Annotated in this window: 23 protein-coding genes and 4 pseudogenes; 18 read left to right on the top strand and 9 right to left on the bottom strand. The window is 56.4% G+C overall.

The annotated features are described in order from the left end of the window. The 10 genes and pseudogenes from PQR40_RS30580 to PQR40_RS30625 all read left to right on the top strand — a co-directional run. On the top strand, positions 1-311 hold a 311-nt coding region (locus tag PQR40_RS30580), incomplete at its 5' end, for a hypothetical protein (protein WP_408510528.1). A 115-nt stretch (positions 312-426) separates the two neighbouring features. Further along, positions 427-1,005, top strand: coding sequence for a recombinase family protein (locus PQR40_RS30585; protein ID WP_408510529.1), 579 nt, complete (start codon positions 427-429; stop codon positions 1,003-1,005). Positions 1,006-1,089: 84 nt separating this feature from the next. Then, the gene (locus tag PQR40_RS30590; protein WP_408510530.1) at positions 1,090-1,812 is read left to right on the top strand and encodes a hypothetical protein; all 723 of its coding nucleotides are present in this window, start codon (positions 1,090-1,092) and stop codon (positions 1,810-1,812) included. 37 nt (positions 1,813-1,849) lie between these two features. Continuing rightward, the gene (locus tag PQR40_RS30595; protein WP_408510531.1) at positions 1,850-2,683 is read left to right on the top strand and encodes a hypothetical protein; all 834 of its coding nucleotides are present in this window, start codon (positions 1,850-1,852) and stop codon (positions 2,681-2,683) included. Positions 2,684-2,946: 263 nt separating this feature from the next. Further along, on the top strand, positions 2,947-3,525 hold the full coding sequence (locus tag PQR40_RS30600) for a hypothetical protein (protein ID WP_408510532.1): 579 nt from the start codon (positions 2,947-2,949) through the stop codon (positions 3,523-3,525). 230 nt (positions 3,526-3,755) lie between these two features. Then, positions 3,756-4,475, top strand: coding sequence for an FRG domain-containing protein (locus tag PQR40_RS30605; RefSeq protein ID WP_408510533.1), 720 nt, complete (start codon positions 3,756-3,758; stop codon positions 4,473-4,475). A 657-nt stretch (positions 4,476-5,132) separates the two neighbouring features. Further along, the gene (locus tag PQR40_RS30610; protein WP_408510534.1) at positions 5,133-5,834 is read left to right on the top strand and encodes a hypothetical protein; all 702 of its coding nucleotides are present in this window, start codon (positions 5,133-5,135) and stop codon (positions 5,832-5,834) included. A 298-nt stretch (positions 5,835-6,132) separates the two neighbouring features. After that, positions 6,133-6,300, top strand: a pseudogene (locus PQR40_RS30615) (recombinase family protein); the annotation flags it as partial. Between the two features lie 461 nt (positions 6,301-6,761). Next, positions 6,762-7,973 carry a helicase RepA family protein gene (locus PQR40_RS30620; protein ID WP_408510535.1) on the top strand — a complete coding sequence of 404 codons (1,212 nt, stop codon included), beginning with the start codon at positions 6,762-6,764 and terminating at the stop codon, positions 7,971-7,973. Between the two features lie 202 nt (positions 7,974-8,175). Further along, positions 8,176-8,403: a hypothetical protein gene (locus PQR40_RS30625; RefSeq protein WP_408510536.1), complete on the top strand. Its 228-nt coding sequence runs from the start codon at positions 8,176-8,178 to the stop codon at positions 8,401-8,403. Here the strand turns inward: PQR40_RS30625 and PQR40_RS30630 are convergent. The 4 genes from PQR40_RS30630 to PQR40_RS30645 all read right to left on the bottom strand — a co-directional run bounded on the left by PQR40_RS30630 (position 8,389) and on the right by PQR40_RS30645 (position 10,934). After that, positions 8,389-9,147, bottom strand: a complete 759-nt coding sequence (locus tag PQR40_RS30630; RefSeq protein ID WP_408510537.1) for a GIY-YIG nuclease family protein — start codon at positions 9,145-9,147, stop codon at positions 8,389-8,391. The genes PQR40_RS30625 and PQR40_RS30630 overlap by 15 nt on opposite strands. A gap of 123 nt (positions 9,148-9,270) precedes the next feature. Continuing rightward, positions 9,271-9,609, bottom strand: a complete 339-nt coding sequence (locus PQR40_RS30635; RefSeq protein WP_408510538.1) for a hypothetical protein — start codon at positions 9,607-9,609, stop codon at positions 9,271-9,273. Positions 9,610-9,617: 8 nt separating this feature from the next. Beyond that, a complete protein-coding gene (locus PQR40_RS30640; protein WP_408510539.1) occupies positions 9,618-10,148 on the bottom strand; it encodes a glycoside hydrolase family 73 protein in 531 nt (176 codons plus the stop codon). A gap of 114 nt (positions 10,149-10,262) precedes the next feature. Beyond that, a complete protein-coding gene (locus PQR40_RS30645; protein WP_408510540.1) occupies positions 10,263-10,934 on the bottom strand; it encodes a hypothetical protein in 672 nt (223 codons plus the stop codon). 281 nt (positions 10,935-11,215) lie between these two features. Here PQR40_RS30645 and PQR40_RS30650 point away from each other — a divergent pair, with 281 nt between their 5' ends. Together PQR40_RS30650 and PQR40_RS30655 are read left to right on the top strand one after the other, a co-directional pair. Further along, positions 11,216-12,268 (top strand): hypothetical protein, encoded by a 1,053-nt coding sequence (locus tag PQR40_RS30650; protein WP_408510541.1) that lies wholly within the window; start codon positions 11,216-11,218, stop codon positions 12,266-12,268. 29 nt (positions 12,269-12,297) lie between these two features. After that, positions 12,298-12,837 (top strand): hypothetical protein, encoded by a 540-nt coding sequence (locus tag PQR40_RS30655; protein WP_408510542.1) that lies wholly within the window; start codon positions 12,298-12,300, stop codon positions 12,835-12,837. A gap of 79 nt (positions 12,838-12,916) precedes the next feature. On the opposite strand, the gene PQR40_RS30660 is transcribed toward PQR40_RS30655, so the two are convergent. From PQR40_RS30660 to PQR40_RS30680, 5 genes and pseudogenes are all read right to left on the bottom strand, one after another. Continuing rightward, on the bottom strand, positions 12,917-13,228 hold the full coding sequence (locus PQR40_RS30660; protein ID WP_408510551.1) for an H-NS histone family protein: 312 nt from the start codon (positions 13,226-13,228) through the stop codon (positions 12,917-12,919). Positions 13,229-13,575: 347 nt separating this feature from the next. Further along, a complete protein-coding gene (locus PQR40_RS30665; RefSeq protein WP_408510543.1) occupies positions 13,576-13,974 on the bottom strand; it encodes a hypothetical protein in 399 nt (132 codons plus the stop codon). Positions 13,975-14,053: 79 nt separating this feature from the next. Continuing rightward, positions 14,054-14,368: pseudogene (gene gspG / locus PQR40_RS30670) on the bottom strand (type II secretion system major pseudopilin GspG); the annotation flags it as partial. 48 nt (positions 14,369-14,416) lie between these two features. Next, positions 14,417-14,614, bottom strand: a pseudogene (locus tag PQR40_RS30675) (EexN family lipoprotein); the annotation flags it as partial. Positions 14,615-14,710: 96 nt separating this feature from the next. Further along, a complete protein-coding gene (locus PQR40_RS30680; RefSeq protein ID WP_408510544.1) occupies positions 14,711-15,337 on the bottom strand; it encodes an acyltransferase in 627 nt (208 codons plus the stop codon). A 179-nt stretch (positions 15,338-15,516) separates the two neighbouring features. Between PQR40_RS30680 and PQR40_RS30685 the strand changes: the two genes are divergently transcribed. The 6 genes and pseudogenes from PQR40_RS30685 to eno all read left to right on the top strand — a co-directional run bounded on the left by PQR40_RS30685 (position 15,517) and on the right by eno (position 21,665). After that, entirely contained in the window at positions 15,517-15,891 is a 375-nt protein-coding gene (locus tag PQR40_RS30685) for a helix-turn-helix domain-containing protein (RefSeq protein WP_408510545.1), read from the top strand. 311 nt (positions 15,892-16,202) lie between these two features. Continuing rightward, positions 16,203-16,469: pseudogene (locus PQR40_RS30690) on the top strand (hypothetical protein); the annotation flags it as partial. A 107-nt stretch (positions 16,470-16,576) separates the two neighbouring features. Next, positions 16,577-17,380, top strand: coding sequence for an alpha/beta fold hydrolase (locus tag PQR40_RS30695; protein WP_408227226.1), 804 nt, complete (start codon positions 16,577-16,579; stop codon positions 17,378-17,380). Positions 17,381-17,622: 242 nt separating this feature from the next. Beyond that, positions 17,623-19,296 (top strand): CTP synthase, encoded by a 1,674-nt coding sequence (gene pyrG, locus PQR40_RS30700; RefSeq protein ID WP_408510546.1) that lies wholly within the window; start codon positions 17,623-17,625, stop codon positions 19,294-19,296. Further along, positions 19,293-20,147: a 3-deoxy-8-phosphooctulonate synthase gene (kdsA, locus tag PQR40_RS30705; RefSeq protein WP_097389693.1), complete on the top strand. Its 855-nt coding sequence runs from the start codon at positions 19,293-19,295 to the stop codon at positions 20,145-20,147. Before pyrG ends, kdsA begins: the two co-directional genes overlap by 4 nt. Before the next feature lie 234 nt (positions 20,148-20,381). Beyond that, positions 20,382-21,665: a phosphopyruvate hydratase gene (gene eno, locus PQR40_RS30710; protein ID WP_097389692.1), complete on the top strand. Its 1,284-nt coding sequence runs from the start codon at positions 20,382-20,384 to the stop codon at positions 21,663-21,665. The last annotated feature ends 68 nt before the right edge of the window (positions 21,666-21,733 follow it).

Below are 21,733 nucleotides of genomic sequence, written 5' to 3' on the forward strand. Positions count from 1 at the left end.
GCGACGCTATCTTCTCGCGAACAACCTCTTTCTTTATTTGGTACCGGCTGATGGCGAACGATCCAAAAATTGCTCCGACCGTCCCAAATGCCTGCGCCCATCCTGCCGCCGAACTGCTGTCAGTCGGCGGAAATCTTACGAGCCACCCCAAACACCCCCCGGCAATAAAAGCCACGGCAAGCAGTGTTCTGGAATTCAAGCGCTCCATCTTCGATCCCCCGTTCCGTGTCCTTGTTGTGCGTGCAATTCTAGCCAATAGTCTGCAATGCTCGCGGTACGTGACCGACACCTCGCCGGTCATTGGTAAATAATCGGTCGGTTTCTTGCCGCTGCAAAACGCACTGTAAAAGTGGAAATAAAGTCCTTGTTCCCGAATTGATTTCCATGTGATATTATTTCCACGTTATCTTTCCATTTGAGCGCGACATGTCCAAGACATTTCTTTACGCCCGCGTGAGTACCGGCGATCAGACGCCAGCGAACCAGATCATGCTTGCTGAAAAGGCGGGGTATGTCGTCGCACCTCGTCACGTGTACGCGGAAACGATCAGTGGTACGGTCGCGGCGATGGAACGTCCGATGTTCGCCAAGCTGGTTGGGAAGCTGGACGAGGGGGACAAACTGGTTGTTTCAAAATTGGACCGACTCGGACGCGGCGCGAGAGATATCGATGCGACGGTCACGATGTTGCGGGATATGAAAGTTGCAGTGATTGTGCTGGACCTGCCGGTAATGGAAGTGACAAGCGCGGCAGGGGATTTGGTTATGCGCATGTTCGCCGCCTTCGCACAGTTCGAACGCGATCAACTGGTCGAGCGTACCTACGCCGGTCTGGCACGCGCAAAGGCGGAAGGGAAGATTGCCGGTCGTCCATTGTCGCTGACGGCAGCGCAGCGGGCAGAAATTAAAGCGAAGCTGGCAGCGGGAGCAACAGCGAGAGGGCTTGCAAAAGAGTATGGGGTGTCGCATCCGACTATCAGCAAGGCCGCAGCGGAAGCCGTCTGAGTTCGGTAGCGTTAGAGTGTTGGTCGCGATCAAACCAGCAATCCAAGCAGGACGGGCTACGTTGATTAGTTGGAGACGAGGGTGATGGGTCGTTCCACCAAGAATCAGAAAAAGCAAGAGCAGGAACGAGCCGTGTTCGAAATGTTCGCTCGCGAATTCGAGTTGCCTGCGGGTGCAATCGTCTACGGCGACAAGCCCGATGTGGTTATTGACGGAACGCGTAAGATCGGCATCGAAATTACGGATTTGTACCTTTCCGATGGTGACGATCCAGACAGCGAGCAGGTGCAGCGACGGCACCGCGACGCAGTACTCCAGCGAGCACAAACATTGCATCGCGAGGCGGGCGGGCGCGCGATAGAGCTTCATTTCGCCTTCGATTTCGAGAAGCCCATACGAAAAATCGGGCCGCTTGCAAAGGCCATCGCGGACCTAGGGCTTCGCGTCGAAAATGAGCCGTCCGGTAGTATCCCCGACTATACGTTTGAACACATTCCGGAACTGAGTTGGGCGTACTGGAACGGTCGAGAATATCCCGACGCCAGATGGCGGGTGACGCAAAGCTATGCCACGCCCTTGCTCTCGTTACCACGCATCGAAAAAGCCATAGCTGACAAGACGGAGCTAGTGAAGAAATACCGCGTCTTCGAGGCGTACTGGTTGCTGATGGTCGTCAATTTTTGGAATCCGGCTTCCGATCAGGATGTTTCTTGGCCGGAAGGAGAAACCGTCCATGCCGGGGCCTTCGAGCGAATATTTCTCTACAGAACGCACTTTGCTCCTTTCGAAGTGCCGACGCGGCGATAATCAGAATAACGTGCCGCCGCGACCGTAAGGGGGATTTGTGACGCCTGAAACTTACAAGGGAATCCTCGTCGAATATGATGCGCTGGTTTCTCATGCCTTCGCGCTTTGCAACCGACTGACTGGTCACGCCATTGATGGGCAGCACTTGGCGTACGTCGATACGATCTTCACGAAGCTGATTTGTCACGGCATCAGCTTGCGACGACTTTCCCCGACGCTCGATGCCAGCGTCCCACAAGAACTTTGGGACTTGCCGTCCGCTTGTGCCGTGGGGCGCTCGTTGATCGAAGCCTACGACGCCTTAGCGTATATCGGCGCGCCGCAAGTTAGCCCGTCCGAACGTGAATTTCGAATCTTGCTCTGGGATGCGCACGACCAAGCACGCCGCCTGACGATGCTCGAAAAAATCGGCTCGGTCGATGCTCGTGTTGATGAGATTCGCCAGAGGTCCGCCGTGCTCTCCGAACAGATCAAATCGCATGATTGCTTCGCGAATGCACCGAAGGACTGGCAAGGGCGCGTGGGTAAAGGCGACCCGTTTCGCCCCATTTACCTTACCCAGAAAGAGCTAAATGTAGCGCACGGGATCGATCACGATTTTTATGTGACTGCCGAAATGTTCCTGTCTCAGTACATACATACGTTTCCGTTCTCGATACATCAACTGATGCATGCGAGGGCAGGAGAGCCGGGCGCAATTCAACTTGCGTCGATGCCGTTGCGATACGCAATGCCGTTCATCGTGAAGGCTATCGACAACATGAATGCTATCTGGCCAGATGCGCAGGGCACGCTGACCGATGATTTAGACCGGCTCATGCGCCAGTGGCGGCATGTCGCGGAGCATGGGGTGAAAGACACGGACCAGTAGGAACGCGTCAGTACTGTCGTTTGCCGCTGCGGAGATATTCCCAGCACGGACAAAGCTGGGCTTATACGGCTGAGTGTGGCACCGCTGTTGACTGGTCGTAACGTAGCTCGGTGTCCGCTCCTGACCAGACTTGGCCTGACACTGGACGAGCGGCCCGACGCGAGTCGTCCAGCTTCTTCGTGAGGAATTGCGTGTGCAGTTCGAGTCTCAGACCGGAGTAGCTAGCTCCCTATGACAGATCAAAACCTTCGAATCCTGCAAGTATGCTACGGCTGACACTTGATACGAATGCCATTGTCGCAATCGAAGAGAACCGCCCTGCTGCTACGGCGATTCGTCAGTTGGTCGATACACATGCACAGGGGCGAATTGACGTCGCACTGGTCGCGATCAGCGCTTCGGAAAGACAACGTTCGGGGGAAATCGAGAACTTCGACACTTTCCGTGAACGTCTTGCACGGCTGAAACTAGATCACCTGTCTTTGCTCAGGCCAATTGCTTACTTCGATCTGACTTTTTGGGATTGGTGTTTGTGGTCGGACGAGACGATGATCGAGCTAGAGACGAAAATCCATAACGTGCTGTTTCCAAATCGAGCATCACTGCCACCGGCAGGCACACCTCAACTTCCACACGATCAACGCCCAGACGAGTACTGGAAATGGCGAAACCGAAAATGTGATGTACTGGCGCTTTGGAGCCACATTTACGCAGGCCGCGACGTGTTCCTAACGAGTGACGGTAACTTCCGCAAGGTGACCAAGCTACCGGCGCTGATAACACTTGGTGCCGGTAGGATCGAAGATCTTGCTGGCGCGAGCGCGCTGATTGCGAACTTTTGAGCGTGCCTTCACTCGCTGATTTCGGTGAACCAAACTCGCGTTGAGGGCTCCGAACGTTGCTTTGCGGTCGAACCCGGTACGACGCGGACCTCGACTGATCGCTGATCACAGCAAATATGCGGCAGGCATAAACCGACTCAATGCGCTTAATCGGACCATGCCACTTCAAAAACGGGCACCAAAAGAGGTGCGGACGTTCGCCGCTGGACTCAAATGACGGAAGGAAGAACGTGCAACATCACACGATCAACGTGACCGACCTAGATATGCTTCACAAGGTCTTTCGCGGTTTCAGAAGCCACGACGGTGTGGGGTACGTGTTCAGGGGACACGCTCAAGCGGCTTGGGAATTGCTTCCGAAGGCCGGTCGGCCGGAATTTTATCTGCCGGATAACAGAGACCTTGGACGGTTCTACGCATGGAGCAAAAGGGCCGTTGCATACAGTTCATTGTCGTCAAGCTATCTCGAACAACTAGCGTTGGCGCAACATCACGGCCTTGCGACACGCCTTCTCGACTGGTCGATGAACCCGCTGGTTGCGTGCTATTTCGCGTGTTCAGACCATGCCGATAAGGACGGCGCGGTTTGGATGTACGAGATGGGTGATGCAATCCTGACCGACGAGAATACTCGCGACACGTTGAAGGAGAGGAAAGGCGTATTCGGATATCTTCCGAAAGCGGTCTTTCCGCGAGTGATCAGTCAGAAGGGTCTGTTCACGGTTCACTGCGATGCAGCGCATGGGATTGACGTAAGGGCATCTCGTCTTGGTGGCGAATGCCCCAATCTGATACAACTTCATATCCCCGCGAACCTGAAGCCTGACATCTTGGACCTCCTTGCCGATTACGGCATTGATCACTCGTATCTGTTTCCTGATCTCGACGGGCTTTCCGCACACGTCAATGCGGATACGGCACGAATCCCGAAGCTCCGTACAGATGACTAGAATCTACAAAGGCCACGCGTTCATGCTGCCTGAAGTTGAGCGTATAAACCTAACGAAACCGGTTTAAATGGGTATTCGAAAGGTTTGCGCCGTGTGGGGTAAAAAGCCAGGAAAACCCGTCAGCAAAGGTGAGGCTCAGGTTTTAAAAGGGTTTTCCAAAGACGAATACCCTTACGGATAGGCGGCCAGCAGACAGAGCCATTTTTGCGCGCAAGTGGCAAAAATCGGTACATATTTTTTGATGCAAAAAGTATATATATGGGTGGGGCGGGAATATCGAAAAATTTCAGGTATCCGGATTCAGCGGCGGATGTTCGTCATGCACGTTGTATTGCGAACATCAGCATCGTAGAAATCTGCGGAACATCCGGCGGTTGCCGACTCGGTCCTGTCACTCGGAGAACTCGAAAGTGGCAGCTTGCGGGATGTATTCGCCGCGCAATTAGTGAGAAACTGCTGCGTCTGCGTCGCTCTCAACGATGGATGCTACGCGCAACAGTTTCTAACTCTCAAGCTATGCCCCAACTGTCGTGCCATGCTGCATCGCAGCGACCGGCTATCGACAGTGACGCACTGAAGCCGATGCTGGCAAGGCGTGGGGTTGATATTCGAACGATGTAGCGAGGGCACTGATTGGCTGATCTCGGGGAAAGCCGGATGGACTGGAAGCAAACGCGGCGGTTCATGCGTCGGTGGCTTTGGTACGCGATTCACGATGCGTTCGCGCAGACATTCGGATGGCTTACGCTGTTCGGGACTTCCTTCGGCGGCTTCCTGCTCGCGAAGCTCAAAGTTCCGGCGACCACAGACCCTATGACAAACAACGTTATCGGAGGGGTCGGCGGCTTTGTGATTGGCGTGTGCGTTTACGCGGTAGTCGGTTTCTTCAAGACCCGGCGGTACATGCAGCCACTTGCACTGGCGATCACGGACGACATGCGGACACCAGATTTCACGTTCAACGATCAGGTGCGCGGGTACAGTGTGGCAACTATCGTGCAGAACCGGTCGGACGTACATTTAAATGGCTGCACCGCGCACGTGATGAACGCCCCGCTGTACGACGGATCGACCGGCCCGCGTTTCGTGGAGAAGTTCGACCTTCCGCCGAAGTCGAAGATGACGGTGTACATCGCCTACTGGTTTTCGCGCGAACTACCTAACCCCGATGACCAAGACATCGGCCTAACGGGTCCTGTTGCCGCTTGCTGGGGTGGCAACGTGTGCCGGGTTCCGGGTAATGGGGCGAATCTTCACATTCGGATTCGTCTGCAGGACGCGGACAGCAAGGACGTTCACTGCCGGGTGTGGATCGATACGGTCGCCCGTAGGCTGAGAGCGGAACAGGTGTCTGACTGATTCAGTTTTGATCCTCATGGCCAATTATTCAAAGAATCTGGCAGAACGGTTCTCGAACCGTGTGCCTAAAATTGGTTACTGCGCGATACGCCGCGAACACGGTCCTTTGACGGCAGATCATGTGCCGCCGAAGAACTGTGGAAACATCAACGACTCTAGCTGTCCTCTGCCTTCGGAGTCGGCGATTGCTCCACGCGGCGATTATTGCGCCGCACAAGTAGAAAACAGCCGCAGAATCCGAACCCCGAAAGGTCCAACACCTTCGGGCTTGAATACAGCCCCTTAGGGGCTTGTCGGTGGCGCGGCGATTGCGCGCGAGCCGGGAAAATACAAGGGGCGCGCACGATCCTATGACTACGCGGCAATCAAGGCATGGCGCGAAGAATAGGGCGCTTCGATAATTTTGACAGCGGAACACTTCGGCATAAGTCCCGCGACAGTTAAGCGGGCGTGTGCGTTGGCATAAGTTACTCAGGCACACCCCATAAAGTATTTTATAGACCATTATTGAATTATAGGGAGTTCATCAAATCCCTTGAATGCCCCGCCAGGCGGGGAGTGCGAATAATATTACAGACTTATAGAAGTACGTTATACGGGGCAACTGCGTACGTTATTCAGCCCGTATGGCGGTCATTAGGGATATCTCTTTGAGGGGCAATGCTTGCCCGAAAAATGTACCGGCACACTTTTTCAAGTGGTTGCCGGTATTTTTTTGCCAAAACCCGGTTTCAGACCTAGAAAAGGCCAATTTATATTTGAGTGAGCGAATCACTCACTTTCCGAAATCGAGGAGTAAATATGTTTCGGAATCAATTGAGCCTGCGTGAGAGCACACGTATCTATGGGGATGAAAGGGCGGCTCACCCTGCCGTGCCGTGTCACGGCTAGTCCCCACCACACATTTATTTGCACGGAAGTAGAAGTATGAACAACGTTATCGAACTAGAAGACACCCCCGCGTGCAGCCACTTCGAACGCAGGGTTTCGGCGTACGACAAGATTGCTAACGCCAGCATGGCATCAGACCGCGAAGAGGCTAAACGCAACAAAGCGCACCAGTCGTTTGACGAAGACGATGAGGAAGACGACATGCCGCGCCCACGCGACCCACAGAAGGCGCGTGAAGCGCTTGGGGTTGTGATGTTCGAAGATATGGGCAGCGACTTCGAAGCGCCTGAGGAACTGATTGAAGGCTTTCTAACCAAGGGTGCGGGTTCGATCCTGTACGGCGATTCGAACAGCGGCAAGACGTTCTTGGCTATTGATATCGCATGTGCCGTGGCGCGGGGTGAACCGTGGATGGATCGGCGCGTAGAACAGGGACTGGTTATCTATGTCGCGTCCGAGTCTCCAGCATCCGTGCGCAGTCGTGTCCAAGCGTACGCCAAGCATCACAAATGCAAGGTCCCCAACCTTGCTATTGTTGAGAAGCCGGTGAATCTGTGGAGCAGCGAAGATGACGCGCGCAACCTGATTGCCGCTATCAAGTCGGTTGAAGCGCAGACCGGGCAGAAGGCCGCGCTGATTATCGGTGACACGTTGGCGCGTATGTCAGCGGGTGCCAACGAAAATTCAGGTGAGGATATGGGGTTGGTCGTTAGCAGATTCGATCTTATTCGAGCTGAGACGGGCGCGCACTTCCTGTTGATCCACCACAGCGGAAAGGATGCAACGAAGGGCGCACGCGGTCACTCATGCCTGCGCGCGGCAATTGATACAGAGGTAGAGGTTCGGGACACGGCAGAAGGGAAATTTGCAACCGTCACCAAGCAACGAGATTTGGCCGGCAAGGGGAATCGTATTGGATTCTCACTGAAGGTCTTGGAAATGGGTAGGAACCAATGGGGGTCGCCTGCCACTTCGTGCGTGGTTGAGCAGGAAGACTGCGTAGCGCCGCTAGGACCGATTAAGAAGGTGAAGGTGAACACGAAGGAAGTCGCCATTCTGGATTTTCTCCAAGGGGAAAACGGGAATGGGGAAAAGGGGAAAACGCGGAGGGAAATTGTTGAGCATCTAGCGGGAACGCTCGCACAGTCCAAGGTCTACGAACTGGTAAGCCGTCTATCAGCAGAAGGGAAAATTGAACTGAAGGACGGGAAGCTATTCCCCGCGAACCCTTACCAGGAGGGCGATTGAGAGATTTCCCTTTTTCCCTTTCCCTTTTCCCCCAAATGAGAATTCCCTTTTTCCCTCTTTTCCCCCTCTCTCTATAGAGGGGGGAAAAGGGGAAAGAATCTGGATGGTGGATAGATGCTTAGGTTTTTACCGAATAATGTTCCGCCTTTCGGGACGGGAATCTGTTCACCGCAAATCACGCAACACACTGGACCTACCTACTATGACTAATCCACAAATCGAAGCACTCAAAGCCAAGCTTGCGCCGCGCCCGTCTGACGAACTCGTTCGCGTGAATATTGAAGTCGCCCCACTACTGCGCGAAGACCTGAAGGCGTATGCGCGGGCGAATAACGCGACCATTGCCAAGGTATTGCGCGCGATGCTTGAACTGCACCTTTACCCCGACAGTGGCTCAGCGAATGCTGGTGCAACGTCAGTAAGCCGATAGCCTCTCAGGATCGAAGCCAAGGCGGTCACACAGACCGTAGAAGCAGCATTCAACAGGTCGCGCGTAAGCAGGAATACTGCGGTAGGGATCGGGGAGCCATAGGCGAAGGGCTGCGTCCATCGAGCGGGTATAGGTTGGTACCAAGGTCATTTTCTCGCTGTCTCCGAATCGGGCGAGGATCACTGATTCGCCATTGCACGTGTCCTTGAAAACTGGATCGCGAAACCCCACATGGGGCGCGATGTATCCGTCAAGACTTGCAGAACCGTTGCCGTCGTTGCGGAAAATCCCTTCGCCAATGACGGCCCCCTTAACTCTTCGGATCACTTCGCGTTCACGTTTGCGCCAGTAGCGTTCCGCACCGCTGTCCATGAGTCGTTCCATCCAGGCTTGGGCACCTCCGCTGAAGGGGTACGCCCACTGCAAATCAATCCCGAGAAGCAAAACCAATGCATTCTTGGACTTTTGCGTTCCTTCGAACCATTCAAACCCGATAGCAAAATCAGCCATCTGGATATGAACCCATTCCTCGAAATGTCCCGCATCTGGAAAAGTGGCGATCAGAGACACCTTGCAGCGAGCAGCCTTCTGGACTTCTACCATTCGGCGTTCGGGGTTCTCGCTATGTCCGATCTTGACGATTCCATGCTCATTTTGCATGACATAAAGAAACAGGCCCCGAGTTGCTGGGAGACGCAGCGAGGCGAGTTCGCTGTTAGCGGTCAGTTCAATCAGGCGCTTCATTGATAGGTGATAACACGCGGGTGTGATTTGCCAAGTGCAGTTCCGTAGTCCCGCTTCATACGGAACTCATTCCTCCTATTGCCCCAGCAGGGCAATGGCAAGCGTGTTGCGCACGCGACTGGCCTAGTCAGTCTTGGTTATCTTTCGCAAGGGGACGAAATGCTCGCCATCATATGCATTGGTGAGGGCGTGGCCGTCGCTCTTTCGAATCCGCATGAAGAAGAGCGTTGGAGACGTGTTGGTTGCTCCCCCGCATTCCGGCGAGTGGTTCTCACGCACGCGCACCTCAAAGCTTTTGCCTTTATCGAACGTATCGAAAAACAGGCATTCGGTTTTGTCCGTGGAGAGCCGGTACCTATTAACCAGCTTGGATGCCCATAATGCTGCGGAGTTGTCGTCTGGCACTGCCAGCGGTTTTGCGCAGGCGGACGCGCAGGTAATCAGCAACGCGATTGCAACCATCCACCTGGTCATTGCGATTGCCCCGTGTCGTATTGGTCAAGATTGTGCGCGCGGATGATCGCATTCAGTTTCGCAGCATAATGCTTGTCGGTCGCATAGCCGTTGTGTTGAAGCGCAACTGCGCACTTGCTGGCACTTCGTTGCGTGTAACAAACCCTGAATTTCGGGTCACCGCTGACCGTCCGCGCGTAATCATCTGCGGCGTCGTCAAAACCCGTGTACGCGCGGAACGTCCCCTGTATCTGTACGGACGTGCCGTTGACGATTTCATGAGTGGTGAACGTCGCTGAACTGCCGTCCGGCGCGTGACCCTTCACGCCGAAATATGCGTTTCCAACTACGCGGCGTCCCCAGTTCGTTTCCAGCGCGGATTGCGCGATCACAATTCCTGCCGGGATGCCATATTGTCGCTGGATCGCTTGTGCCTTGGCAATATGGTCGGCAATAAACGTCGTCACGTAAGCCGGTGAAGGCGCTGCCGCCTTGGCTTTATGGGCATGGTGTTCAGGCATTAGCAATCTCGCTGGAAAACGAATCATACGAAGAATGTAGCAGAGCGTTCGGCCTAACGAAACCACGTTAGAGATTTGAGACGCAGTTAATGCGTGATGAGTGGCTGGGCGCGAGCGGCGGGCGTTTTTATTGGGCCTACGTCAGCGCGAACAAGCGCCGTCTACGATCCATTCTTGCGGTGCGCCATTCGCGGATACGCGCAGATAGATCGTGGAGCGTTCAAAGACCGTGAGCGAATCGCCCTTGTGATAGTGCTTCACGATGTTGCCCGGCCCAGCTTCGTCATACGAGGTGCAGACGTTCGCGGTTACAGGCATCGTTGCGCCTACAGCGACCGCAACAGGTTTCTTAGGGTGCGCGTATTCGTATTCGCGGTTAAGCCGATCTAGGCCCGCCTGTAGCGCGTTGCGGGCATTGTTGGACTTCAATTCTGCTCGGTTGACCTGTCCGAATGGCATCGTGGTTTCAACCGACTCGTACGCCGTCACATGAACGGATGAGCCGTTCGAATCGAGGATAAAGCGGATTCTGTCCACCGGCGTAGTGCTGTACGAATTGCCCAGGAGCAATTGGGCGAGTACGGCTTGTTGGCCTTCCAGTGTCCTGCTGCAAACGACCGTGTTTGAATTCGTGTCCGTCACCATCCCACCAAGCTGGGAGCATCGGCCAATCAACAAATTTTGCACGTCCTGGAGACTTGCGCCTTCGAAAATCGTTTCCGGATAGCCAGACTGGGTATCCGTCATCAATGCTTGCTGTGTGGCGCAGCCAAACAGAAAGGGAAGTGTTGCAATAGCCAGCTTCAGTTTCATGTGTTCCCCGTTTATTGTGGTGGTTTCATTCTGGCACCACGATTTACCATTGTTTGCGGTAGATAGCCAGTAGAACCTTAGTCATGTTCTCAGTGCAGTATCCGAAACGTCCGCAACTCAGGCTGATTAAAATTGCCCCAGGCGGGCAAAGCGTGGTTTTGCGGAAATTTTTTCACCCGACATATAAAGAAGTGATCTCTCGTTGCCGTAATAACGGAAACGACGCCAGGCCGGTTCAGTCAACTTAAAAAAAGCCATAAACCGAGGATCACATAGAAGCTATGAACGACATTACTCCGCAAGCCATTGGGGACCACGCGTTCCATCGCAATCTTCACCAAGCGCAGACCCGCTCTGGATTCGCTGCGTTTTTGCTCTGGTTCTTCCTGGGCAGCTTCGGCGCACATTTGATGTACCTGCGCCGCTGGATCATGCTCATTTTTCACTACTTGATGGCGGTTCTGACCGTGGTGGCGATTGTCATGGTGTTCCGCAATAACAATATCCACAGTCTTGGCGTTGGTCTGGCTGCTTTGTGGATGGCGTTCGTTCCTGTTGGAATCTACAACTTCGGCAGTCTTTGCATCCTGTTCGCGCAGGTGAATTACTGCAACGAAGATTCTGCGCTAAAACTGGCGGGACATAAAACGGAACGCACGCGGATGCCCGAGAGGCTTTTGATCCTTGTGTCGGGTGGCGCACTTGCGATTTTCATTGGAGCGATGTCGACCAGTCCAACTGCGAACTATTCCACATCGTCCACGACTCCGAATGCGACTGTGCCAACGCCTGCGGTACGGCAAGCGAATCCCGAGAGCACTAGCAGCGCGCCTGCTGCGAACGTCGAGCAGGGCAACGTGCAGCCCCAAGCCAATGCGGCGGAAGCATCTTCGCAAGTAGCGACGGTGGCAGATGCCGCGCCAGCACAAGACCAGCAAGCACCGGCACCGACGGAGGCACAATCTACGCAGGCCAGTGCTACTCAACCGGCAGACCCCGCTACGGATTTGAACACAAACCCAAATCAGGTCTACGGAACAAGTTTTGATTGCGGGAAAAGCCATTCGCAGAATGAGTATTTGATTTGCCACACGCCAGCACTCGCTAACGCAGATGTGAAACTCGCGAACTCCGTAACCGCAGCCAAGAACGCAATTGCCGCCCCAGATTTGGATGCTCTTAAGGAAAGGATGCGCGGACAGTGGAATTTCCGGGAGAAGCACTGTAACGATGTCGCCTGTTTGAATGCGTGGTATGCGTATCAGACCAATACGATGGCACTCATTGAGCAAACCCGGAACGTGGCGGCTCGCTTAGATACCCCACAAAACTGATACTTCAAGCAGAATTAACTGGAGGCGAGATGTACACCATATTCCGGCAGGGGCCCACGACGGGAGTCAGTGTAGGGCTTTATGATTTTGAAAGGGATTTCAAAAATATTTGTCGCGAGCACATGCGGGAGAAGCGCGCGCGGGCCTTTGCCTTCATATTTTACAATATGAGCAGCGGGCCAGTCCGGAAGGCTTTAAAGACGGATGGGTTCAAAGTGCTAAATGATGCCTCCGGCAAAGATGTGACCATATACTATTTGCACGAAGGTGCTGAATTCCAGATGAATCAGTTCAATCGGCAATTTCTGCGTGTTCTAAACATCAGGGAGCAGGCTTCGCCTCCATGTATGGCATTTTTCCGCGTGAATGGTGAGAATATTGAAGACGTGGATATAAGGACCATAGAGCCTAGCCTGCTTGATTCACACATAATTGTGCAGCAAATGGAGCAGCACATACGCGACTATATAAAAGCTTTGAATAGAGAAGGCGACCTTACGGGCATAACTCCCGTTCCGCTTCCGGCGTTGTTCAGGCTGATGGGGATGATGAGTCACGCCACTCCGTAATAAGCGAATCTTTGCCGCGCTACGAGCGCCCCGACAATAAGAAACCCCGCCTAGGCGGGGTTTCTTCGTTTGGGAATTATCAGGCAATCAGGAACTGAGTTTCATCCTTGCCTTTGATCCAGGCGGGAGGCCTACCGCGCCCGCTCCAAGTTTGCCCAGTCGCTGGGTCGCGGTATTTGGCCGCAACCGGGCCGCGCGGGCCACTTCTGCCGCGCTGGCCGCGTGCGTGCGTGAACCGGACTTCATCATGCAAGCCGTAATCATCGACAAGTTGTCGAATCTGTTCCAAGACGCCCGCAACTTCTTCTTCCCGCGCTGCCTTGATCTTTTCTTCAAGTGCCGCACGCTGCGCGAGCAGATCGCGGTAATTGGTCGAACTATTTTCAACCAGTCGTCCTGCCGTGCCCTTGTCAAAAAGAGCGTCTGTCTGTTCCACTGCATTCTTCTTGGCGGTTGTCATCATCTTTTCCGGTGGGTGGAAATCAAGGAACCCCGCTACACGGAGTTCGGGGTTTCGGCTGGACACGATCGCTCAAGATTATAGGTACCGGGTTGCCTGCTGTGAATCCGCTGGAAGCCGCCGGTATAGACCTCATAACCCCCTGCACAGAATATCTACAATGCGCAGACCTTCACAGTTACCTGCCTCGCAAAGAATTTGGCCCCGCTCCTGGCAATCAGCTAGGGCGGGGCCTTGTCTTTTGTTCGACTCAATTCACGGTGTTACACGCGCAATACCTACTGCATTCTCGCTAAAGCGGTTTGGCAGTTACTTGCATCGCCACGGTTCATGAGAACAGGGGTGATCATGCCGCCCATGTCGCCGATGATTTTCGCTTTTACGTCGTGAGAGGCACAGTGCTGGGCAACGGCGAGTGCCCCTTTCTCCTTCACCGACTGTCGAAGGCCTGCTCTCAGATGTGCAATGTTTGTCTGCATGCTCTCACGGAGTTTGGCTGCGCCCGCCGGATCATTGTAATCACCCCAATTGGCGAGATCGGCAGTGCATGCCTCCATCGTGCGCGCAAGCTGCTCACATGCCGGAGGTATTTCCTGTCCATCTGCCGCACCACAAAGCGCGGATACAAGGCAGAAAGCGACGGCTACGCGGATCGGATTTTTCGTTCTCGACTGCATATTGTTCCCCGTTTCATTGGTCGGATGTGGTGAACTTGCCTTTCTCGACGTACGTTTTTTCGAGCGCTCGTACGTCGTCCTGCCACGAACCCATAATGAGTGGGTGGTCGCTGTCGGAGCCAGGCCCGAAGCTGTACACGTCGATGCCGTAGCCGTGATTGCCCGGATTCGTAAGCTGGTAGGGTCTGCCCCACGGATCGTTTGGAAGGTGTGTCAGATAGCCGCCTTCCTTCCAGTTGCCAGGAATTGGCTCGATGGTCGGTTTCTCGATTAGTGCCCGCAGCCCTTGCGCTTGCGTCGGATACGCGCCGTTGTCGAGGTGGTAAAGCTTCAACGCGATCATGATGACCGCCACATCTTGTCCAGCGGCGATTCGCTTGATTTGGTACGTCCGATCCTCTTCCGCGGCAGCACCAACGTGTGATGCAGTGGAGTTCACGCAGTTGGGATCAGCTTGCAGTTCGCCGGGATTAGCGCTACAGGCCGCCAGCGCCCTTTGCCGCAGCCCAATATCCTCGGTGAATTCGTTTACGCTGTAGACACGGTCTAAATCAGCGACTTTCGTTGCGGGTTTGCAAGCTGTAAGCGCGACGGCAAGCGGCAGTACCGCGAGTCCCCGGATGATGTTTTTGGTTTTCAATTTGTGTCCTAGTGTGTGCGGGCGTGGGTCACCGTCAGCCCGTTGAAATCGATCCTCTGTCGGCGCTGATACGCACTCGTTTTTACGCGAGGATTTTTACTCGCGCTGTTGGATCAACCGGGCTTCCATTGCGAGCAGTTGCTGCGAGCGCTTTTTGAGGAAGCGAGCGGGCGCACCTGCATAAATCCCCCAAGGCGCAAGACTTTTTGTCACCAGCGACATAGCGCCGATTGAGCTTCCTTCGCCGATGTTGCAGCCAGGCAAGATGACGGAGCCGGACCCAACAATTACGTGCCGACCGAGCCGCACAGGTGCGATTTCGACGTTGAGGAATTCGCGCGGGATCGTCGGGTTCGTGAGGCTTTGGCCGGAGTAGTCGTCGCTCGCGCTGTAGACGCGCACGCCTTGCGACAAGCCCGAGAAATCTTCCAGATCAATGCCGCCTGCTCCCGTCAGGAAGCACATGCCACCGATATGAATGTAGCTGCCGATGCGGATGTATCCGTTTCCGGCCGACAGCACACTTAACCCGTCAATTCGAACGTGGTCACCGATATGAATATTCTGCATCCCGACGATGGTGCAGTTTTTTGCGATCCGGACGTTGCGGCCTATGCTGCCGAATCCGGCAGACGTTAAATCGAAGTCCGTCCAATAGCCCGGATTTAACAGGTCGGAGGGTGGGCCGGAAGCTGCGCCGTGCGCAAGAGATTGTTCGTTCATTGGTCGGTCCGTAGTGGTATCACCGGGCAGCCGAGGTTCCCGAGCCATCCCGGATAAATGTTTTCTAGTTGAATTCAACATAATATGTTGTTAGCAACATTTTAAGATGTTATCTCGTACGGGGCGGTCGAGTCACTATCGATGTCGAAATTTTGTTGTTTTCGACACGGAGTGTTGGTATGAGAGTATCCGCGACACAGGAAGAAGCGTTCGCAAAGCGGATCGGTCAGGCGTTAGCCCGCGCGCGTCTCGATGCGGATATGACGCAGGAACAGGTATCGGAAGCGCTGGGGGTGAATACGGAAACGATCAGTCGGTTTGAACGCGGTCACACCGCGCCGCCACTGTTTCGTTTGTTTGAGCTTGCCGAGGTCTACGGTGTGCCGCCCGAGACATTGATTGCCGGTGGCGAGGGGCGTTCTCTCGATCCGGCCTGTGACGTTACCGCTCTGATGGGAAATCTGTCGCATGGAGATCGAGAATTTGTTCGCGAATGGGTTGCGGCGATGTGCGAGCGTCTTGCAAAGGCCAAGCCGGGACCGACTAAACGATAGCGCCCGCAAACAACCGGGTCGTGAGTGTGGGTCGGCCGACAGGCCCACGCATGGTTGGGTCAAGTTCGGCAGCACGGGGCCACGGCATGGTGGCACCGACCGCCAAATCGATGCACGGTTCAAGCTGCACTGGCGCGTGCGGGGGCGTGATCCTAGAGGGTGTCCACCTTGTGACCAAGTCGTGACCGCGCATATAGTGCGCAGATCGAAGAACCTCTAAATACCTAGCAACAGTCACAGTTTCGAGTTTGACCGGCGCGAAACTATCAGTTAAAAATCAAGAGCTTACGTGCTGCTTCTGAAGCGTGTGTAGGGTAGGCTATCGCAACCGTTTTCATCATCCGAACGCGGGCGTGTTCGAGCGCTACAACGCCCGGCACATCGAGCTTGCACGCAGCGATGCGGACGGCGCGGTGCGGGTCGATGTCAGCCCGGATGTCAGCCCGGATGTCAGCCCGGATCCCGATCCGAACACCGGACCGGAGGGAAGCACGGGAGTCAGTGCGGGGCTGAGCGGCGCAGCACTGACGCTCGAGCGCTATCGCGACACGCAGCGCCGCTACTGGATGGATCGTTGATGGATCGCCGGCCGTACAGATAGAACAAATGCGCCGCTGGATTCGGAGCCGGCACAAAAAGCCAGGCCCGGAGCCCGCGCGTCAAAACAGAACGGAGATAGCCGCAGTTGAAAAACATCATCCACTTCTCGCACGCGAACGGTTTCCCGGCGTCGACGTACCGGACGATCTTCGCCGAACTCGCCGACGACTACGAATTGCGCTCCATCGAGCGCATCGGCCACGACGCGCGTTATCCGGTCACGCAGGACTGGCCGCATCTGGTCGAGCAATTGCTCGACGATGTCGGTCGTACCTACGAGCGGCCGGTATGGTTGGTCGGCCATTCGCTGGGTGGCTATCTGTCACTGATGGCCGCGCTGAAAAAGCCGCAGTGGGTAAAGGGCGTGGTGATGCTCGATTCACCTGTGATCGCCGGTTGGCGCAGCAGCATGTTGCGGGTGTCGCAATGGACCGGACTCGACGAGCGGCTTTCGCCCGCGGCCGCCACCCGCGCGCGGCGCACGCAGTGGGCGAGCCGCGACGAGGCGTGGCGGCACTTTCATTCGAAGCCGGCGTTCGCGCGCTGGGACGAGCGGATGCTGTCCGATTACATCGACTTCGGCATTCCGCAGAGCGCGCCTGACGGCGGCCGGTCGCTCGCTTTCGACCGGCGCACTGAGTACCAGATCTATAAAACCTTGCCGCATACGCTTGGGCCCCGCCTTGCGCGCGGCGCCCCGGTGCCGGTGGGGTTCATTGCCGGCACGCATTCAAAGGAGGTGCGCCAGGCGGGTCTGGACGCCACCCGCCGCGCGACTGGCGGTCATGTGGAATGGATCGAAGGCAGCCATCTGTATCCGATGGAAAAACCGCTCGAAACCGCGCGCGCGGTACAGCGGATGTTGCGCGAACTGGAGCGGGGGGCTTAGGGCCACGGGCTGCGCGGCGCGCGAGTTCATCGGCGCGGCGGGCTGCTTATAAGCGGCACCGCCGTGGCAGCGGTGGCAGCGCGGCCTGCTCAAGCGGTTGGGCGCCGGCGCGAAAACGGTGCATGATCGGCGCACGGCGATTGCCGCCGCCGTAGCGTCGGCGCGTGCAGATGTCGCTCGGATTTTGCTGGGTTGAGACCCTGCTTTACGGTATAATCCGTTTTTCCCGCGAGCATCCAGCGATGACCAAATATGTTTTCGTCACCGGCGGCGTAGTATCTTCCCTCGGCAAGGGTATTGCCGCCGCTTCCCTCGCCGCGATCCTCGAATCGCGCGGTCTTAGAGTCACCCTCCTCAAGCTCGATCCCTACATCAACGTCGACCCCGGCACGATGAGCCCGTTTCAACACGGCGAAGTGTTCGTAACGGAAGACGGAGCGGAGACTGACCTCGACCTCGGCCACTATGAGCGCTTCATCAGCACGAAGATGCGCAAGGCCAACAACTTCACCACAGGCCAGATTTACGAATCGGTGATCCGCAAGGAACGCCGCGGCGATTATCTCGGCAAGACGGTGCAGGTCATTCCGCACATTACCAACGAAATCCAGGCGTTCATCGAACGCGGCGCAGCTTCTGCGACGTGCGGTGAGCCAGATGTCGCGATCGTAGAAGTGGGCGGCACCGTAGGCGACATCGAATCGCTGCCGTTCCTCGAGGCCGCGCGTCAGATGAGCCTGCGCATGGGCCGCAACAGCGCGTGCTTCGTGCACCTTACGCTGGTGCCTTGGGTCGCCACCGCAGGCGAGCTGAAAACCAAACCTACGCAACACAGCGTGCAGAAGCTGCGCGAAATCGGGATCTCGCCGCACGTTCTGCTGTGCCGCGCCGACCGCCCCATTCCGGACGACGAGCGCGCGAAGATTTCGATGTTCTCGAACGTGCCCGAAGACGCGGTGATTTCCGTGTGGGACGCCGACAGCATCTACAAGATTCCGCAGATGCTGCACGACCAGGGTCTGGACGCGATCATTTGCGAAGAGCTCAAGCTCACGCCGAAGCCGGCCGATCTGTCGATGTGGTCGAGCCTCGTCGAGAAGCTCGAGCATCCGCAGCACGAAGTCACAATCGGCATGGTCGGCAAGTATGTCGATCTGACCGAGTCGTACAAGTCGCTGATCGAAGCGCTGCGCCATGCGTCGATGCATACATCGACCAAGGTCAACATTCAGTACATCGATTCGGAAGAGGTCGAGACGCAAGGCGTCGACAGCCTCAAGCATCTCGATGCGGTGCTCGTGCCGGGCGGCTTCGGCCGTCGTGGCACCGAAGGCAAGATCGCCGCGATCCGCTATGCGCGTGAAGCGAAGGTGCCGTATCTGGGCATCTGCCTCGGCATGCAGCTGGCCGTGATCGAATTTGCCCGCGACGTGGTCGGCCTGAAGAATGCGAACAGCACCGAGTTCGATCAGGAAACCGAGAACCGCGTGGTCGCACTGATCACCGAGTGGTACGACCGCGAAGGAAAGGTCGAGAAGCGCACTGAAGAATCGGATCTGGGCGGCACGATGCGCCTCGGTTCGCAACGTTGCCCGATCAAGCCCGGCACGATGGCCGAAGAGATCTATGGCAAGGATGTGAACGAACGCCATCGCCACCGTTATGAAGTCAATAACCGCTTCGTGCCCCAACTCGAAGCCGGTGGCCTTATCATCAGCGCCCGTACCCCGAGTGAAGATCTGCCGGAAATGATGGAATTGCCGCGCAGCATGCACCCGTGGTTCGTCGGCGTGCAGTTCCACCCGGAATTCACGTCCACGCCGCGTGACGGCCATCCGCTGTTCAAGTCGTTCGTCGAAGCGGCGCTTGCGCATCAGCAGTCGCACACGGTGAACGAAGTCGGGGAGAAAGCATGAAACTGGGCGATTTCGAAATCGGGCTCGACAAGCCGTTTTTCCTGATCGCCGGCACCTGTGTCGTCGAATCCGAACAGATGACGATCGACACGGCAGGCCGGCTGAAGGAAATCTGCGCGAAGCTGAACATTCCGTTCATCTACAAATCGTCGTACGACAAGGCCAACCGCAGCAGCGGCAAGTCGTTCCGCGGTCTGGGCATGGACGAAGGCTTGCGCATCCTGTCGGAAGTGAAGCGTCAGCTCGGTTTGCCGGTGCTGACCGACGTACATGCCGAGCACGAGATCGAGCAGGTTGCGTCGGTGGTCGACGTCCTGCAAACGCCTGCTTTCCTGTGTCGTCAAACCGACTTCATCCATGCTTGCGCGCGTTCGGGCAAACCGGTCAACATCAAGAAAGGCCAGTTTCTCGCACCGCACGACATGAAGAACGTGATCGACAAGGCGCGTGATGCGGCGCGTGAAGCAGGTCTCTCGGAAGACCGCTTCATGGCATGCGAACGCGGCGTGTCGTTCGGCTATAACAACCTCGTGTCGGACATGCGTTCGCTTGCGATCATGCGCGAAACCAATGCGCCGGTCGTGTTCGACGCCACCCACTCGGTGCAGTTGCCGGGCGGGCAGGGCACGAGCTCGGGCGGTCAGCGCGAATTCGTGCCGGTGCTGGCGCGTGCCGCAGTGGCAACGGGGGTGGCGGGTCTCTTCATGGAAACCCATCCGAAGCCTTCGGAAGCCAAGTCGGACGGTCCGAACGCGGTGCCGTTGCATCGCATGGCCGATCTGCTCGAAACGCTTGTTACGCTCGATCAGGCCGTCAAGCGCGCGCCGTTCCTCGAAAGCGATTTCAACTGATTCAGGCGTTCGCGGCGTGTCATGATTGGGCTGCACAATGGGCTCAGTCGGTATCATCGGCACGCGGCGAATGCACGCAATGGTCGTCGAAAGCATCGGGGTGTGCGTAGTGTGCTGGGGAGACCAGTGCTCTGCATGGGACCGGATCGACAAAGCGCTAAAGCGCTAACTCCGGATCGACACGCCTGATGCAGTTTCACAGTAAAGAATTCAACGTCATTTCTTGAGGAAACCATGAGTGCTATCGTAGATATCATCGGTCGAGAGATTCTCGATTCGCGAGGCAACCCCACCGTCGAATGCGACGTGCTGCTCGAATCGGGCACGATGGGCCGCGCTGCGGTGCCGTCTGGTGCGTCGACGGGTTCGCGCGAAGCGATCGAACTGCGCGACGGCGAAGCCGGCCGTTACGGCGGCAAGGGCGTGCTGAAGGCCGTCGAGCACATCAACACCGAAATCTCCGAAGCGATCATGGGCCTCGACGCTTCCGAGCAGGCCTTCCTCGACAAGACCCTGCTAGAACTCGACGGCACCGACAACAAGTCGCGCCTCGGCGCGAACGCGATGCTGGCCGTCTCGATGGCCGTCGCCAAGGCTGCTGCTGAAGAAGCCGGTCTGCCGCTGTACCGCTACTTCGGCGGTTCGGGCGCGATGCAACTGCCGGTCCCGATGATGAACATCGTCAACGGCGGCGCGCACGCGAACAACAGCCTGGACATCCAGGAATTCATGATCGTGCCGGTCAGCCAGCCGACCTTCCGCGAAGCACTGCGCTGTGGCGCCGAAGTGTTCCACGCGCTGAAGAAGATCCTGTCGGATCGCGGCATGAGCACGGCAGTGGGCGACGAAGGTGGTTTTGCGCCGAACTTCGGCAGCAACGACGAATGCCTGTCGACCATCCTGCAAGCTATTGAAAAGGCCGGCTACCGCGCCGGTGAAGACGTACTGCTGGCACTCGACTGCGCAGCGAGCGAGTTCTACCACGACGGCAAGTACCAGTTGGCGGGCGAAGGCCTGCAACTGTCGTCGACCGAATTCGCCGATTACCTGGCGAACCTGGCCGACAAGTTCCCGATCGTCTCGATCGAAGACGGCATGCACGAAAGCGATTGGGCCGGCTGGAAGATCCTGACCGACAAGCTCGGCAAGAAGATCCAACTGGTGGGCGACGACCTGTTCGTCACCAACACGCGCATCCTGAAGGAAGGCATCGAGAAGGGCATCGCCAACTCGATCCTGATCAAGATCAACCAGATCGGTACGCTGACGGAAACCTTCGCGGCGATCGAAATGGCGAAGCGCGCCGGCTATACGGCTGTGATCTCGCACCGCTCGGGCGAAACCGAAGATTCGACGATTGCGGATATCGCAGTCGGCTTGAACGCCGGTCAGATCAAGACGGGTTCGCTGTCGCGTTCGGACCGCATCTCGAAGTACAACCAGTTGCTGCGCATCGAAGAAGACCTCGGTGATATCGCCAGCTACCCGGGCAAGTCGGCGTTCTACAATCTGCGCTAATGGCCTGGCTGCCAGCGCCGACCGATGACCCGGTTATCCTTCGTTTCTGATTGACCCCGCAGCCCTGC

This window comes from Paraburkholderia sediminicola (genome assembly GCF_046026855.1).
Taxonomy (GTDB): domain Bacteria; phylum Pseudomonadota; class Gammaproteobacteria; order Burkholderiales; family Burkholderiaceae; genus Paraburkholderia; species Paraburkholderia sediminicola_A.

Excerpts from the sequence above, each read along its gene's own strand:
- PQR40_RS30585 (WP_408510529.1), top strand. The coding sequence starts at position 427 with ATGTCCAAGACATTTCTTTACGCCCGCGTGAGTACCGGCGATCAGACG.
- PQR40_RS30590 (WP_408510530.1), top strand. The coding sequence starts at position 1,090 with ATGGGTCGTTCCACCAAGAATCAGAAAAAGCAAGAGCAGGAACGAGCC.
- PQR40_RS30600 (WP_408510532.1), top strand. The coding sequence starts at position 2,947 with ATGCTACGGCTGACACTTGATACGAATGCCATTGTCGCAATCGAAGAG.
- PQR40_RS30610 (WP_408510534.1), top strand. The coding sequence starts at position 5,133 with ATGGACTGGAAGCAAACGCGGCGGTTCATGCGTCGGTGGCTTTGGTAC.
- PQR40_RS30620 (WP_408510535.1), top strand. The coding sequence starts at position 6,762 with ATGAACAACGTTATCGAACTAGAAGACACCCCCGCGTGCAGCCACTTC.
- PQR40_RS30625 (WP_408510536.1), top strand. The coding sequence starts at position 8,176 with ATGACTAATCCACAAATCGAAGCACTCAAAGCCAAGCTTGCGCCGCGC.
- PQR40_RS30630 (WP_408510537.1), bottom strand. The coding sequence starts at position 9,147 with ATGAAGCGCCTGATTGAACTGACCGCTAACAGCGAACTCGCCTCGCTG.
- PQR40_RS30635 (WP_408510538.1), bottom strand. The coding sequence starts at position 9,609 with ATGGTTGCAATCGCGTTGCTGATTACCTGCGCGTCCGCCTGCGCAAAA.
- PQR40_RS30640 (WP_408510539.1), bottom strand. The coding sequence starts at position 10,148 with ATGATTCGTTTTCCAGCGAGATTGCTAATGCCTGAACACCATGCCCAT.
- PQR40_RS30645 (WP_408510540.1), bottom strand. The coding sequence starts at position 10,934 with ATGAAACTGAAGCTGGCTATTGCAACACTTCCCTTTCTGTTTGGCTGC.
- PQR40_RS30650 (WP_408510541.1), top strand. The coding sequence starts at position 11,216 with ATGAACGACATTACTCCGCAAGCCATTGGGGACCACGCGTTCCATCGC.
- PQR40_RS30655 (WP_408510542.1), top strand. The coding sequence starts at position 12,298 with ATGTACACCATATTCCGGCAGGGGCCCACGACGGGAGTCAGTGTAGGG.
- PQR40_RS30665 (WP_408510543.1), bottom strand. The coding sequence starts at position 13,974 with ATGCAGTCGAGAACGAAAAATCCGATCCGCGTAGCCGTCGCTTTCTGC.
- PQR40_RS30680 (WP_408510544.1), bottom strand. The coding sequence starts at position 15,337 with ATGAACGAACAATCTCTTGCGCACGGCGCAGCTTCCGGCCCACCCTCC.
- PQR40_RS30685 (WP_408510545.1), top strand. The coding sequence starts at position 15,517 with ATGAGAGTATCCGCGACACAGGAAGAAGCGTTCGCAAAGCGGATCGGT.
- pyrG (WP_408510546.1), top strand. The coding sequence starts at position 17,623 with ATGACCAAATATGTTTTCGTCACCGGCGGCGTAGTATCTTCCCTCGGC.
- kdsA (WP_097389693.1), top strand. The coding sequence starts at position 19,293 with ATGAAACTGGGCGATTTCGAAATCGGGCTCGACAAGCCGTTTTTCCTG.
- eno (WP_097389692.1), top strand. The coding sequence starts at position 20,382 with ATGAGTGCTATCGTAGATATCATCGGTCGAGAGATTCTCGATTCGCGA.